The sequence below is a fragment of the Pseudoalteromonas sp. MB41 genome (assembly GCF_020966275.1).
Classification (GTDB): Bacteria; Pseudomonadota; Gammaproteobacteria; order Enterobacterales; family Alteromonadaceae; genus Pseudoalteromonas; species Pseudoalteromonas lipolytica.
The window spans coordinates 169088-184185 of sequence record NZ_JAJJZF010000004.1 but is presented as its reverse complement, the minus strand read 5'-3'; the positions used below and the strand labels follow the sequence as shown (position 1 = coordinate 184185).

At 40.5% G+C, this 15098-nt stretch carries 10 protein-coding genes; 5 read left to right on the top strand and 5 right to left on the bottom strand.

The features are described from left to right. Positions 1-87: 87 nt before the first annotated feature. The gene (locus tag LPA49_RS07245) at positions 88-507 is read left to right on the top strand and encodes a hypothetical protein (RefSeq protein ID WP_065978548.1); all 420 of its coding nucleotides are present in this window, start codon (positions 88-90) and stop codon (positions 505-507) included. A 10-nt stretch (positions 508-517) separates the two neighbouring features. Continuing rightward, positions 518-1360 carry an SMP-30/gluconolactonase/LRE family protein gene (locus LPA49_RS07240; RefSeq protein WP_230236186.1) on the top strand — a complete coding sequence of 281 codons (843 nt, stop codon included), beginning with the start codon at positions 518-520 and terminating at the stop codon, positions 1358-1360. Between the two features lies 1 nt (position 1361). Here the strand turns inward: LPA49_RS07240 and LPA49_RS07235 are convergent, their stop codons facing one another. After that, positions 1362-1595: a helix-hairpin-helix domain-containing protein gene (locus tag LPA49_RS07235; RefSeq protein WP_230236184.1), complete on the bottom strand. Its 234-nt coding sequence runs from the start codon at positions 1593-1595 to the stop codon at positions 1362-1364. Between the two features lie 180 nt (positions 1596-1775). After that, a complete protein-coding gene (locus tag LPA49_RS07230) occupies positions 1776-4511 on the bottom strand; it encodes a TonB-dependent receptor (RefSeq protein ID WP_230236182.1) in 2736 nt (911 codons plus the stop codon). A 260-nt stretch (positions 4512-4771) separates the two neighbouring features. On the opposite strand from LPA49_RS07230, the gene LPA49_RS07225 reads away from it, so the two are divergent. After that, positions 4772-5977 (top strand): anhydro-N-acetylmuramic acid kinase, encoded by a 1206-nt coding sequence (locus tag LPA49_RS07225; protein WP_036972448.1) that lies wholly within the window; start codon positions 4772-4774, stop codon positions 5975-5977. On the opposite strand, the gene LPA49_RS07220 is transcribed toward LPA49_RS07225, so the two are convergent. From LPA49_RS07220 to LPA49_RS07210, 3 genes are all read right to left on the bottom strand, one after another. Continuing rightward, the gene (locus LPA49_RS07220; protein ID WP_074988506.1) at positions 5974-6450 is read right to left on the bottom strand and encodes a hypothetical protein; all 477 of its coding nucleotides are present in this window, start codon (positions 6448-6450) and stop codon (positions 5974-5976) included. The genes LPA49_RS07225 and LPA49_RS07220 overlap by 4 nt on opposite strands. A gap of 370 nt (positions 6451-6820) precedes the next feature. Beyond that, entirely contained in the window at positions 6821-7312 is a 492-nt protein-coding gene (locus LPA49_RS07215) for a DMT family transporter (protein WP_036972446.1), read from the bottom strand. An 8-nt stretch (positions 7313-7320) separates the two neighbouring features. Beyond that, entirely contained in the window at positions 7321-7821 is a 501-nt protein-coding gene (locus LPA49_RS07210; RefSeq protein WP_227006875.1) for a DMT family transporter, read from the bottom strand. 33 nt (positions 7822-7854) lie between these two features. Between LPA49_RS07210 and LPA49_RS07205 the strand changes: the two genes are divergently transcribed. Continuing rightward, a complete protein-coding gene (locus LPA49_RS07205; RefSeq protein WP_230236181.1) occupies positions 7855-8787 on the top strand; it encodes a LysR family transcriptional regulator in 933 nt (310 codons plus the stop codon). A 320-nt stretch (positions 8788-9107) separates the two neighbouring features. Beyond that, a complete protein-coding gene (locus LPA49_RS07200) occupies positions 9108-15068 on the top strand; it encodes a DUF4011 domain-containing protein (RefSeq protein ID WP_230236179.1) in 5961 nt (1986 codons plus the stop codon). Positions 15069-15098 lie beyond the last annotated feature (30 nt).

Here is a 15098-nt window from a genome sequence, read left to right as displayed (position 1 = left end):
CACAATTTCAGTCATGCAATAATCGATTTTGCAGAGGGCATAGAAAGGTGTATGCTCAAATGCAACAGATAAGTCAAAAGGATTGATATGAAACGTATTTTATTGTTAACGACGGCGCTTTTAACTGGCGCGTTTAGCGCTCAGGCTAACGCGAATGATGAGGTATTATCGGTTGACCCTGTCTCGCTTTCGGGCGGTGCGTTTGCATTTGAAAACGACGCCAAACGTTATCCCAAACAAAGCCAATTTAGTATTTTGCATAGTGTGATGATGAGTAGCGAAAGTGGCCGACGTCTCGCCGTGGTTACTATCGAAAACAAAGCATCTGGCTCTCGTATTTTACAAGCCGACCATATTATGGCGTTGTTTGCAGATGGCAGCCGATTAAACCCACTCACTTTCGATGAAGGCATTAAGCTTGATGATGGAGAAAAGCGCTCTCTTACACTTTCATTTGGTGAAAATGAGTACCCAATTTTAGCTGTCTATACCAGCCTAGATAAATAAAAGGATGATCATGAAATTTCGCACTTTAGCAGCTGTCGTTGCGCTTTTTAGCTCACAAACCGTTATGGCCGTTGATAGCCAAGACTTTGTAAAAGACAATGTGTTTACACAAGGCATTGAAGGACCTACCATGTTCAACGGCACTTTGTATGCCGTTAACTATGCAGAGCAAGGGACGATAGGCCGAGTCGATAACATGGGCAAGTCGTCATTATTTGTGCGCTTACCAAATGACAGCGTTGGTAATGGTTTGCAATTTGATCAACATGGTAACCTTTATATTGCCGATTACGTTAATCACCGTATTTTAAAAGTGCCTGCGAACAGCCAACAAGTCGAAGTATTTGCCCACAACAGCGAAATGAATCAACCTAATGATATTGCGATTACGCAAGGAGGAAGCTTTTTTGCCAGCGATCCTAATTGGGCAAAAAGCACCGGACAGCTGTGGCGCATAAACGCAGACGGTAGCACACACCTTCTAGAAAAAAACATGGGAACCACTAACGGGGTTGCCGTGAATAACGACAACAGCAAGCTGTATGTAAATGAAAGTGTGCAACGCGTTGTATGGCAGTATGACCTTGACGATGCACTGAATATTAGTAATAAACGCGTGTTGATACGCTTTGATGATCATGGCCTAGATGGCATGCGCGTGAATAACCAAGGGCATATTTTTATTACCCGTTACGGAGCGGGTAAAGTGCTGGAGGTTTCACCTGAAGGTAAGGTTTTAAAAACCTACACGCTTAAAGGCCAGCATCCCACAAACCTAACCTTTAACGACGAGCAGGATACGATCTTTGTTACTATGCAAAAGCGCGGTGCGATAGAGGTCATTAAACTTTAAATTAGCCTTGCTTAGCGCGAGTGATAGCGGCGTTAATCGCCGCTTTTGCCTGCGGGCTATTTTTCCAACAGCTTGTCTGTAGCATTGAGGCAACTCGCTCAGCAATTGTGTTTGCATTGAACCCTGCTAACTGCTCAAATGAGTCAATCCCAATTTCTTCAAAGCGTTTTACTACTGTGGGCCCCACCCCTTTAAGCGCTAATAAAGCCGCGCGTTCTTGTTCATTAAATGGCATGTATACATTCCCTGTTTATCAGTTTTTATTTAGGTACTTTGACCTAATTATTAAGGCGTTAAAATTAAATATTATACTAATTCGCTTAATTAAGTGGTCTATCTTGAGGCAATAAAAAAGCGCACCGGGCAGGGTGCGCTTGAGGGGATTAATCCTGTGTAGCTAAAACAGTAGGACTAATTAAAAACTCGGAGCGTATCTCAATGAAACACCGACAGAGCGGCCAATCACACTATAATCACTTACGGTATTAAAGTGGTTTGCACCGATTTCAGGTGTTGGTGGTTCACGGTCTAACAAGTTATCGACACCAAAATTAACAGCAAGTTCCTCATTAACTTGCCATGCTGCTGCGAAATCAAGATAATTTTGTGCTGAGATTGTTTCTGAACGGTCTACAGCATACTCTACTTCCCCGATTCTGCGCCAGCCAAGTTGGAAATTCATGTTATCTAATTGCCAATCAATGCTTGCACGGTGTTTATAGTCTGCTTGTAAAATACTCGCAAAGTCACCAGAACACGCACTGCCATAGGTGCCTTTACAGTCTACTTCTGCCACGGTGCTGTTATTTTGGCGAGTTTGTTTAGTAACAAAGTTACCTTGGTACGAGAATCTAAAGCGACCGCCCATTTGAGCTGGGGCATCAATAACGTAGTTAGCCGCAACATCAATACCTGCTTGCTCAATTGCTGCTAAGTTAAAGTCGTTAACAATAGCTGTGCTAATAAACCCAGTATTCGGATCGCGAAGTACAGCACCACACAATGGGTTATTCGGGTTAGGATCGTCAATGTAACAGCTTTGCAGTGCCGCACCAGGTTGAATTTGACTTACCGCATCCGTTACGCGAATACTGTAATAATCTAACGATAAATCAAAGCCTTCTAAATAGCTAGGGGTGTAAACAATGCCCAAAGTATCAGATTCAGCTTGCTCTGGTTTAATATTTGGGTTTCCGCCGTACGTGTATTTTGCTGTGCTTGAGTCAAACTCAGTGCCAACTGGCGGCGCACCAAATGCAGCACATTGGCTTGCATCGCCCGTACCTAGCAAACAAGGATCGCCGTTATAACGGCCCGCTAGTCGAGGGACAAATTGATCACTGTTTTGATCAAATAACGACAGCGAAAGTGCCGTAATAGGGCTGGCAAATTCACCTAAGTTAGGTGCTCTAAATGCCGTTAAGCGGTTTGCACGAATACGAATATCGCTGTTAATTGCCCAGTTTATACCCAGTTTATAGGTATCTTCTGCTTCAGTGTTTGAGTAGTCAGAAATGCGATAAGCACCTTCAAAACTAAGCTCTTCGGCAAAGGGCTGATCAACTAAAATAGGCACTAATACCTCAGCATAAAACTCTTCTGAGCTGAAGCTTGCGTCCATATCAAATGCACTAATTGACGCAAAGCTGGTGCCATTTCTAAACGCATCGCCCGGTGTTTGTTTACCGGTCTCTTTACGGTATTCGTAACCAACGGCAAAGTCGACAGGGCCAGCAGGAAGCTCAAACAAGAACCCTGAATCACCCGATAAGGTTGCTGAAATCACACTTTGTGTACGGTCGCGAGTGGTATAAATTAGTGGGTCGCTGAAATCAGTTAAGTCGAGGTTGGGATCAAAAATGTCCACTGAGTTAGCAAGCGCTGCAAAGCGGCTGTTGCCACTGTTGTCATTGCGATAGGCATTGTTATAAATGGTTGCTACTTCGTCGGTTTTACCGTATTGGCCACACACATCGTAGCGTAAGTAATCGGTTAAATCGCCTTTTAAACCTAATTGAAATTGCATTGAATCGCGAACGGCTTTTGTATGTTGTACACCTAAACCAAGGTTTCGCTCTACATTTACACGTGCATTACCTTCGCTATCAAACGTTAGTTGGTCACGTAACTCGCTAGGAATATACGGGTTATTACTGGTAAGAGTGACTTGCTCGTTCACAAAAATAGGTGTTTGACCACTGGCACCCGCTCCTTTTACAGTCACTTTCGAATACATGGCACGCCCATATGCAACGGCGCTGTTGCTTACATCAACATCGAATAACAAGCCAGTTGAAAAGCGATCCATTGGTTGGGTTAAGTAACGATCGGCTGTAAAATCAGTTGTTTGACGCTCATTTGAAACACTTCCTGCATCTGTAATAGCAAGGCTATTGCCTGATGCAACATCGGTATAGTAACCACCACTATTAATCAGCGGTGTTGAGTTATCAAGGGCGTAGCTTCGCTCGCCTGCTAAAAGTTCTTTACGTTCGGTGTAGCCTAAATATCCGGTAACGTGGCCGCGACCCTCGGCGATATCACCCCCGAAAATTGCTTCAAAATTGAGTTTTTCATTCCCGCCATCAGCACTTTCATAACTCGTCGAGAATTCAGCACCGGTAAAATCATCATCTAATACAAAGTTTACAACCCCAGCAACGGCATCAGCACCGTATACCGCAGCAGCACCGCCGGTAAGCACGTCAACACGCTTAATTAAACCTGCCGGAATCGTATTTACGTCAACTGAGTTTCGAAAACTAAAAGGCACAGCGCGTGTACCATCAATAAGCACAAGTGTTCTGTTTTGACCTAGGCCACGTAAATCAATCGTCGATGAGCCAAACGAGTCGCCAACGGTTGCGCCTGTGCTATTTGCACCTGCTGCCGCTTGTGGCAGTTTAGCCGTAATATCTTCAACGTTTACCGCACGGTCTAGATGAATTTGTGCTTCATCAACGCTGACAACAGGGCTGCTTGAAACTAATTCGGTTCGTTGAATACGTGAGCCTGTTACAGTGATTACTTCAGGCTTTTTGGCTTGTTCGGTATCTGCAGCGTGCGCCACCCCCATAACCGAGCTTACAGCAATAGCAAGTGGTGAGAGCAGCAGTAGCGAACGTTTTGTGTGAGTTGTCTTTGCTTTCATGTTGATTCCCTAGCGTTTTATCATTTAAATCAACGCTGGTTGGTATGCGACCAAGACCATTTAGTTAATTTAATGCGTCATACTTTTTGTTATGATGGCTGTTGTGTTCTCCTTTTGGGGAGCTCACCCGTACAGTTTTAAAGCAAATTAAAAATCTTTGCAATAATTATTCTTTGAATGTATTGTTTTAAAATATAAACTATTCCAATCCATCAAGCGGCTTATTATTATATAACAAGCTGATTTTAAGTGATTTATTTATGCATCAACATATTGAAAAACTGTATTTAAGTGCAAAAAAAGAAAAAAAATTAATTATTGGTCTGATGAGTGGCACCTCATTAGATGGCCTTGATATTGCGCTGTGTGAGGTCTCTGGGCAGGGCATGAATACCCATGTTGATGTTATTAAGTTTACTACCGTTGATTACGACGATAATTATAAATCACGCGTTAAGCGCGTGTTTGCAAAGCGTGAATGCGACCTTGAAGAAGTAACCTTACTTAACCCATGGATAGGTCAGCTTCATGGCGAGATGGTTGCACATACTTTAGCGAGCTGGGGTATAGATAAAGAGCATATTGATGTAATAGCAAGCCATGGACAAACTATTTATCATTGCCCTAAAACTCAGCACAAACGCCCTGAATACGGTAATGCAACGTTACAAATTGGCGACAGTGATCATCTCGCGGTTACCGCAGGGATCACCACTATTGGCGACTTTAGGCAAAAGCATATTGCTGCGGGTGGAGAAGGTGCTCCTTTGGCGGTATACGGTGATTATTTGTATTTCACAAGTCATCAAGAAAACCGTATTTTGTTAAATATGGGGGGGATTGCTAATCTTACCTATTTACCAAAATCTGCCGATGCGCGAGCTGTTTTTAGTTCAGACATTGGCCCAGGCAATACCATTATGGACGCGTATGTACAGCGTCATTTTGCTCCGCTTCAGTATGATAAAGATGCATTAATCGCCAGTAAAGGCACCGCAAACGACGCTTTGTTAGCGGCGTTATGCAGTGATGCATTCTTTAGTTTAGATTTTCCAAAGACAACAGGGCCTGAAGTATTTAACCTAGAGTATTTAGCGTCTGCTCAAGCGCGTTCTAACACGAGCGATCTGTCTCATTACGACGTCATGGCCACTTTAGTCACGTTTTCGGCTTTAATGATTGCTAAAGCAATCAATCAATGCAGTGAAAAACTGACCGATATTGCAGTGTATGCCAGTGGCGGTGGAGTGCATAACCCGCTGCTAATGAAAATGATCTTAGCGAATTGTCCGCAGCTTTCAGCTATTAAAAACACCGATAGCTTAGGCATTAACCCAGATGCGAAAGAGGCGGTATTGTTTGCGATTCTGGCAAATGAGTGTTTGTCGGGGGGTCAACAGCGTTTTGGTAATACCGAGCAAGGGATCCCCGATATTACCATGGGTAAAATAAGCTTTTGCGATTAGAAAAACGCTAAGAAACTTGCCCCAAGATTACTGATATAGTGCCGAAAACCCTGATTTTTAGCGTGGTTTGTCGGCGCTAATTGTGGCGATGCGTTGGCAGCGATACCCACGTCGAATTGCGCGCTGTCTTTCAATGTTGCATGCTTACCATGAAGCATTAGCTGCAATACAAATTCACCACTTTGTGTCACGTTTTCTAACGTAAGCATAATAAGCTGCTGATCTAGGTCATGTTGCGTCAGTGTGCGCGCAGTAAAATACGCTGATTCACGCGCATTAGGATAGGTCGCACTAATAGAGATCACATCGCCCTCATGCGCATCTTCGGGTAGCACACAATAAAACAAAACCTGCTTTTGCTCGTTAGCAACAAAATGCAGTTGTTCGTATTCCATCGTATGCTCAAGTGCCGCACATAAGGGATCATCACTAGAGGGGAGTGCAAACGAAAGTTGCACCAAAGCACTGTTCATTACTTCTTCATTACGTTAGTTGATTAAATTAGCGCCAATTATTGATCAATTAAATGACAGAATTATGACTATTGCCATAAGAGGGATTATTTATTTTATGAACAACTAAAATTGTTCTTTCTGATCCAAGGCTGGAATAGTAATAAATTAAAATCCGATAAATGATATGGATCTCAACTAGGCACCGCAAGATAACCATTAAGCAGTTTTAAGAGTCGTATTCATTGGTTGAAGACTGTTTGTAACTTTGCGTTATGAATGTTTTGATGAGACTTTGTAAGCCGCATGTAGCGTCGTTTTAATTAGTCAATGAGCTAGGCACCTAGCTCATTGGGGTAGGAATATTTAAACATTAGATAACTTAAACACACTAATCTGAAGTAAATGTTCTCGTTAATTTTTGTTCACTTGAGCTATTTGTAGTCTTATTGCTTGAATATATAAAATATAAGGCAATACCAAGACAAATAATTGCAATTACCCTATAAATTGAAAAAGGTATTGGCTCATTCCCCAGCCAGCCAAAATTATCAATTAACATACTCATTGTTAGCTGCCCGAAAATAACCGCAACCGTTGCGACAGCGGTACCGATTCGTTGCACAGCAAGTACCATTATGACTATATATGGAACACCACACATAGCTCCCAGTAATTGCCATTTGGGTACATCCAGCAACGTGATTGAATGCTTTGGCTCAAAGTAGAAGATCAATAAAGCTGTGATTAATGCACCCACTGAAAATGTAAGGAATGCGGTCTTAAAAACGCCTAATTTACTTCCAAGTTGACCATTAATTGCTGCTTGAATACTGAGCATAACGCCACCGAGTATCGCTAATAAAATCATTATAAATGTCATAATAGATCCTAACCTTGTGCAACCATCGCTAACGCGATAATGATGAAAATGAGTGCAATAATTCGTCTATTGTCGATTCTTCTGTGAGGGGTACCAAATAGACCAAAGTGATCGATAATTAAACTTTTAGAGATTTGCCCAGCTAAAATACCAATCATCGTCATTGCAATACCTATTTTAGGCGTCGCCACAGTGAGAATAACGACATAAACGACACCTAATACTCCCCCTGACAGTTGCCATGATGGCTGAGAGAAAAAAGATGCACTATTACGAGGGCTAAAAAACAACATCAACAAAAATGTTAATGCAGCCCCAACTGCGAAAATACTAAATGTTGCCCATAAATCGCCAACTTGCGTTCCCAAAGGCCCTAGTAACCCGGCTTCAACGGAAAGCCCCATACCACCAGCGATAACAATCAAAATTAAAAAGAGTTGCATATAAAACTTTCTCCATTTTTTAAGGTGAAGAAGAATACGCTTTTCGATTGATGAGAAAAATGCCATTATTGTGTGAACACCTTTGCACAATATGCATATATGAGTAATTTTGAATCTATAAATCTAAAGAGCTTACTGATTTTCATCAATGTGTATGAGCTAAAGAATTTTTCGTTGGTAGCGAGACGGGAAGGGGTGTCTGCTTCTCAAGTGTCTCGTGTTATACACAATCTTGAAGATGCGCTTGGACATCAATTATTTTATCGGAATACGCGTGCGATAATACCCACTGAAAGCGGTAACCTATTCATAAATCATGCGCGTGCAATGGCTTTAAATTTTCATGATGCACAACAAGCGTTAAGTGAAAGATTACTAGAACCCTCGGGACTTGCTCGGATAAACGCGCCAGTATTTTTTGGTCAAAAGCATATAGCTCCAGCCCTTGCTAATCTGAGCGAAAGATATCCAGAATTAGATATAGAGCTAACTCTTACTGATGATTACATTGATCCGATGAAAGATGCGTCAGATGTCATATTTCGGATTGGTACGCTTAACGACTCCTCATTACGAGCACGTATTGTGGGAGAGCAGAGTTATCATCTCACTGCATCACCCAAGTACATTAAAAAATATGGTGTGCCTAAAAAACCTGAAGACTTAGTTACACATAAATGTCTTGTCTATAGTGGCTCATCAGGTCCAAATCGTTGGTATTTCAGGCAACCCGAAGGTTTATGGGTTCACTGCTCGATCACTCCGACTTTAAGTTCGAACAACGCCGAGTCTCTGCTCACCGCCGCTTTAAATGGTATGGGAATAGTATTGTTTCCAGATTGGCTCATTGCTGACAGTCTATCTGAGGGGAAACTTGTGAAGCTTTTTACAGAGATTGATTCATCAATTAATACTGAAACTCAAACTATTGCTGCAATATACCCGAATGCCCGTCACCCATCACTTAATGCAAGAGCCATTATTGACTACTACATAGACGTGTTTGGGTCCCCTTTGTATTGGCAGCTATAGCCTCGCTATATTTAAAAGAAGTTACTGTCTTTTAAAGCCTATATTAGGGTCGAATGCAATTTTATGGTGCGAATATTGATAATTCCTCAGCAGTTTTCAACTGCCTTGTTTTGATATGTAAAAGTGACTAGGTCAAGTCTTACTTTTGGTCAATCATTACCTTTTATACCAAAGGTGCCTGAATGCCTTTGTTCGCGCTTTGAACTGTAATCCAATGCTTTTTGATGTGCCGTACATTTCTTGACCTAATACGAAGTTATAGTTACATTGGTTAAAACTACTATTGCTACTTAAGCAAGAACAAAGGGTTACAATCTCTCATGGAAGAAGTTAATAAGCAAAACCAAGGCAATATTGAATTAGAAGTTGATGTGATTTCTACTTTTTCACTAGCTGCACAGCAAAATTCATATTCAGTTTTGCGTAATATCCAAATCATTGTACCGGAATGTTACGACAAACCAGTCCATCGTAATTTAAAGTTAAGATTGAATGCTATTGAAGGTTGGTTAGACTCCTCTGAGTGGCTTATTGATGAAGTGATTTCTGGACAGTCAGTTAAATTACCAGTCAAAGAACTTAAATTTCCTTTTGAAACTCTTTTTGGCCTGACCGAAGAAGTTCTTCTAGGGCTTAAATTTGAGCTATTGGATGATGAAAACCTTCTCCTGTGTAGTAGTGAGCATAAAGTGAGTATTCTCCCCGCCAATTTTTGGGGTGGAGAGAGTCGTCAGCCAGATTTACTAGCGGCTTTTGTAAAGCCAAATGGTTTATACGTAGAGTCTTTAGTTAGAAAAGTCGCTTTACTTTTAGAAAGTAGTGGCCATGGACGCTCAGTAGATGGATATCAGTCGAACACTAGAGAAAAGCCATATTTGATGCTTGCTGCGCTTTGGAATGTTATTTTCCAAGAAAAGTTAGCATATGTCAGCCCTCCTCAAGGCTTCGCAAAAACTGGCCAACGAATTCGTCTAGCAGCGGATATCAGCCAATCTAAAATGGCCGCTTGTTTAGATTCTTCTGTCTTATTTGCAAGTTGTATAGAAGCTATGGGTCTAAACCCTGTGGTGGCTATCACTAGTGGGCATGCTTTTGCTGGTGCTTGGTTAATTGATGAGAAGTTGCCAATTCTTTGTAATGATGATCCACAGGATATAAGAAAGCGCGTGGATAACCGAGATTTAGTCTTGTTTGAAACAACGCTCGTAACAAATGCTTCCCCTGTTACATTTGAACAAGCAAAAGATCATGCCAGAAATTTACTTGACGAGGATAAAGAAGAAGAGTTTGTAATGGTTTTAGATATTGGCCAAGCACGAGCTCAGTCAATTAAACCGTTATCAACTATAGAAGAGGCTAAAGCTGAAACTGAATCAGTAGATGAAACTGTTGAACTTACTTTACCTGAAGTTCCTCCTTTACCTCCCGTTCGTGCTGAAGAGCGTGTTGTCGAAGAAAGCCCTGAAACACGCATTGACTCATGGTGCCGAAAGCTTCTTGATTTAACTAAGAGAAATAAACTTTTAAATTTCAATGATAAGTCGGTATGTATAAAGTTATATTGTCCTGATATAGCTAATATGGAAGATATGTTGGCGGATGGGACAAAGTTTAAATTCTTATCAACTCAAGAAAGTCCATATTTTGATTCAGAACGAGACAGTGAGTTATTTCGTTTTCAAACCGGCTCGGAAATACATAAAGAGTACGCTCTTAATCAGTTAAATAATAAAATTTTATTAGCTAATCAGCCTCCTAAAAAGGTAGAAAAAAATGCTATCGAGCTATTTCGGAAAGCAAAAAATGATTTAGAAGAAAGTGGTTCAAATACACTTTTCTTAGCACTGGGTTTCCTTAAGTGGAAAGAGAACCCAGAGGATACCCGAAGCTTTAAAGCTCCATTAATTCTTATTCCAGTTAACCTCACTCGAAAAAGTGCTCGAGCTCCCATTTATGTTGAGCAATTACAAGGTGAGGAAGCAATCTTTAATCTTACTTTGATCGAGTTTTTGCTATCTGAACACGATATTAACTTAAATGTATTTAAAGATGAGCTGCCTGAAGATGAAAGTGGGATTGATGTCCCATTTATTTGGAGTCAGGTAAGGCAGGCTGTCAGTGAGCAAAAGGGATTTGAGGTAGTCGAGGAATTAGTTTTATCTTCATTTTCATTTGCAAAATATTTGATGTGGAAAGATTTAAGAGACAGATTGGATGACTTAAAAGAAAATCGATTTGTTCAGCACTTAGTTGAAAGTCCCAAAGATGCTTATATTCAATCTGCTGAGTTTGTTGAACAACATCAAGTCGATGAGGCTATAGACCCTGCTGAAGTGTTTACGCCTCTTAATTGTGATAGTTCGCAATTAGTTGCTGTTGATGCTTCAGCAAAAGAGCAAGATTTTGTACTTGAAGGACCTCCGGGGACAGGTAAATCCGAAACAATAGCTAACATTATCGCTCACAATATTGGTAAGGGGCGGAAGGTTTTATTTGTAGCTGAAAAAATGGCTGCATTGAATGTAGTATACAAGCGATTGCAAAAAGTAGGTTTGGACCATCTATGTTTAGAGCTTCACAGTAATAAAGCGAACAAAAAGGTCGTTTTAGAGCAATTAGCTCAGGCTTGGCAATCAAGAGAGGGATTAAATCCTAATGCTTGGTCTATGTATGTTTCTGAGCTTAAGGATAAAAAAGATAAGTTAAATGATTATGTGAGAGAGCTACATAAAAAGTCACAGTCAGGTGTATCCGTTCGAGACGCAATATCAAGGCTGGCTCTTCATAAGGGGAAAGTCAAACTTAACTTAAATTGGCCATTAGATTTAAGTGCAGATAAAACCTTAAAAAGTGACTTGAACACACTAAATGAAATCGTTTTGCAGCTTAAAATTGCCTTTGAAGATATTCAAGAACTCGACTTTACTAGCTTCTCTTATATAAATGCTACTGCATGGTCAAATGTTTGGCAAAGCCAGCTAATAAATAAAGTTGAAGCTTGGTTTATTGAATTTGAAAGTATTACAGATAAATTCCAATCGGCTCTTTCTACCCTAGGCATCGATGCACCTGAGCTGACCAACAAGAATTTCTTGGCCTTGAATTCATTTTATGAATTAAAAGAACTTGTGAAGTACCGTGATATAACTTTTGTCTTAAAATCAGGCTTTAACGAGCGATTTGAGCTTATAGAGAACTTAGCTCTCAAAAAAGAAAAGTTAGATGAGCTTATTAGCAAGCTAAGTAGCAATATTGAAGTTAGTCAGCTATTGAAAGCTCCAATAAGCAGGTGGTATTCAGAATATGAAGCTGCAAATAGTAGTTGGCTTAAATCTCTATTTGCTAAGTGGAAAGTTAATAAACAAGCAAATGAGTTTGGGTTTAAGAAGTTTAGTGATCTTTCTATTTTAGCTGAACTATTAGAAGCAAAGCAGCTTGCCGATGATATTTCTGAAACTAATGGTGAACTTGAAGCGTTAGGTATTTGGAAAGGTTGGTTAACAACTTCGAAAGACTTAATAGCTTCCGTGGAGTTCGGAAGAAAAGTAAAAGCTAAGTTAAATAGCGCTCTTTCGTTATGTAATGACCCAACAGAAGCTTTAATAGTAATTAAAAAGCAATTTGTTGACGGCAGAGATTTTATTGAAAACTCTCAAGTAGAGGCTAAATTAGATGATTTCGCCTCTAGTTATAAAGAGTTTGAACAGGCGCACAATAACTTACTCGATTTCAATGTCACAGAGACTTCAGGTTCAAATTTAACTGAATTAAGTCAAGCCTTAAGTGTAATAAAAAACAATCAAGCGAAACTTAAAAGCTGGTGTGAATGGGTCAGCGCCAAAGATCAAGCTAATAGCGTAGGTTTAGACTCTGTTGAGCAGGCATTAAGCCAAGGTGTTATTTCATCTTCAGAATTACTAGAGCAATTTGAATTAGCTTATTTTTCTTGGCTTGCACCTCTTTTGATTGATGACAGTGAAATTTTAAGAGAATTTAAGGCTTCAACACATGAAGCTACTATAGAAGCATTCCGTAAATTAGATGAAAAAGTAGCTGAAGTAACAAGTGATTACATTATTGCTCTGGCTTCAAGTCGAGTGCCAACTACTGAAATTAAAGATGCTAAGAACGACCGTCACTTCGGTGTTTTGTCGAAAGAGATCCAGAAAAAAACTCGTCATATACCAATTAGAGCTTTGATTAAAGAGCTTGGGGAGTCATTGCTGGAGCTTACTCCATGTATGATGATGTCACCGTTATCTGTTGCTCAGTTTCTACCATCAGACTTTAGAGGATTTGACCTAGTTGTGTTTGATGAAGCATCTCAAATGACAACATGGGATTCTGTCGGCTCAATTGCCAGAGGGCGCAATGTAATTATTGTTGGTGATCCTAAACAAATGCCTCCAACCAACTTCTTCGCGGCCGGTACTTCCGATGCCCCAGATGAAGAAGATCTTGAATCTATTTTAGATCAAGCTTTAGCTGCTCGATTACCGCTAAAAAGGTTGATGGGTCACTACCGAAGCAAACATGAGACTCTAATTGCATTCTCAAACAGCAAGTACTACGAAAACTCATTAGTAACTTACCCATCATCAGAGACAAAAGAGTCAGCTGTTTCTTTACATCGGGTTAATGGCCTTTATGCAAAGGGCAAGGGTCGGAACAATATCAAAGAAGCACAGGCTGTTGTAAACGAAATCACTAAGCGATTGCTCAACAAGCAGCAACAGAAATTGTCAATTGGTGTCGTTACTTTAAACACAGAGCAGCAACGCACTATTGAAGACTTACTCGATGATGCTAGAAGGAATAACCCAAAAATTGAAAAGTATTTTCATGAAGCAGAAACTAGAGAGCCTGTTTTTGTTAAAAACTTAGAGTCAGTTCAAGGTGATGAGCGAGATATCATAATGCTTAGTTTAGGTTATGGTCCTACTGAGCCAGAAGCGAAAACGATGAGTATGAACTTCGGTCCATTAAACAAACAAGGTGGTGAGCGCAGACTTAATGTTGCCATTACGAGAGCAACGACTGAAGTCGTAATTTTCAGTAGTTTTGATTCTTCAATGATTGATTTGAGCCGTACCTCTTCAACTGCTATCGAACATTTAAAACATTATTTAGAGTTTGCTGAAAGAGGGCCTATTTCACTTGCGGAAAGTACGTCGGCTCGTTACGGAGTGGATCAGTTTGATAGTGATTTTGAACAAGCCGTTGCAAACGAATTACGCAACATGGGTTGGAAGGTCCAAACACAGGTTGGTGTCAGTAAGTTCAGAGTTGATTTAGGGATTCTTCATCCAGATAAACCCGGATGCTACATTGCTGGTGTCGAATGCGACGGTGCTACATATCACGGCTCACCAGCAGCTAGAGATAGAGATCGCGTAAGACAAATAATCCTTGAAAGTTTAGGTTGGAATATCGTTAGGCTCTGGTCTACGGATTATTTTGTAGATTCAGAAACCGCACTTAAAAAGTTAGATTTAAAGTTAAATGAAATACTTGCTACTGAGAGAGAAAAGGATAGTTTGTTAGAAGCAGAAGCAGAAGCAGAAGCAGAAGCAGAAGCAGAAGCAGAAGCAGAAGCAGAAGCAGAAGCAGAAGCAGAAGCAGAAGCAGAAGCAGAAGCAGAAGCAGAAGCAGAAGCAGAAGCAGAAGCAGAAGCAGAAGCAGAAGCAGAAGCAGAAGCAGATGCAGATGCAGATGCAGATGCAGAGGTTCTAAAAACGGCTGCTAATACCAATTGCAAAACATCTTCAGCTCAACATAAAACATCTCTTGTAGCAAATACTCAACAGCTTACCAGTAATGTGCTTGATGCAAGCAACTACTTTAAAGAAGAGTATAAACCACGGTTAACCGAAATTGCTCAAGAAACATTGAAAGAAAGGCCCGGTGTCACATTACATACTTTGGCATTGGAGATTGCTAACTTACACGGCTTAACACGTACGAGTAAAAAGCAAGTTGATTACATTTATGAGCTTTTAAAGCCATGGGCAGGAATTAAAGAGAATTCGGGTTTCTCGCCAACAGTTTGGTTATCGCCAGAAGATACTTGCGAGTTAATACATTGGCGTGGTGTGAACGCGTTTGGATATGAGAGAAACTGGAAAGAGCTTGCTTTTGAGGAAGCTCTAGGATTAGCAACGTTTGCTAAAAATAATAATAGCTCAAACCCTGTAGAAGAGATGTGCTCTGAACTGGGCTTAAAAAGAAAGCATGAAACTACTATTAAGCAATTTGAGCAGTGGCTTTCGTTAGCTGAATAGGTTCTACCTATTTTAAATGCATGTTTTTAT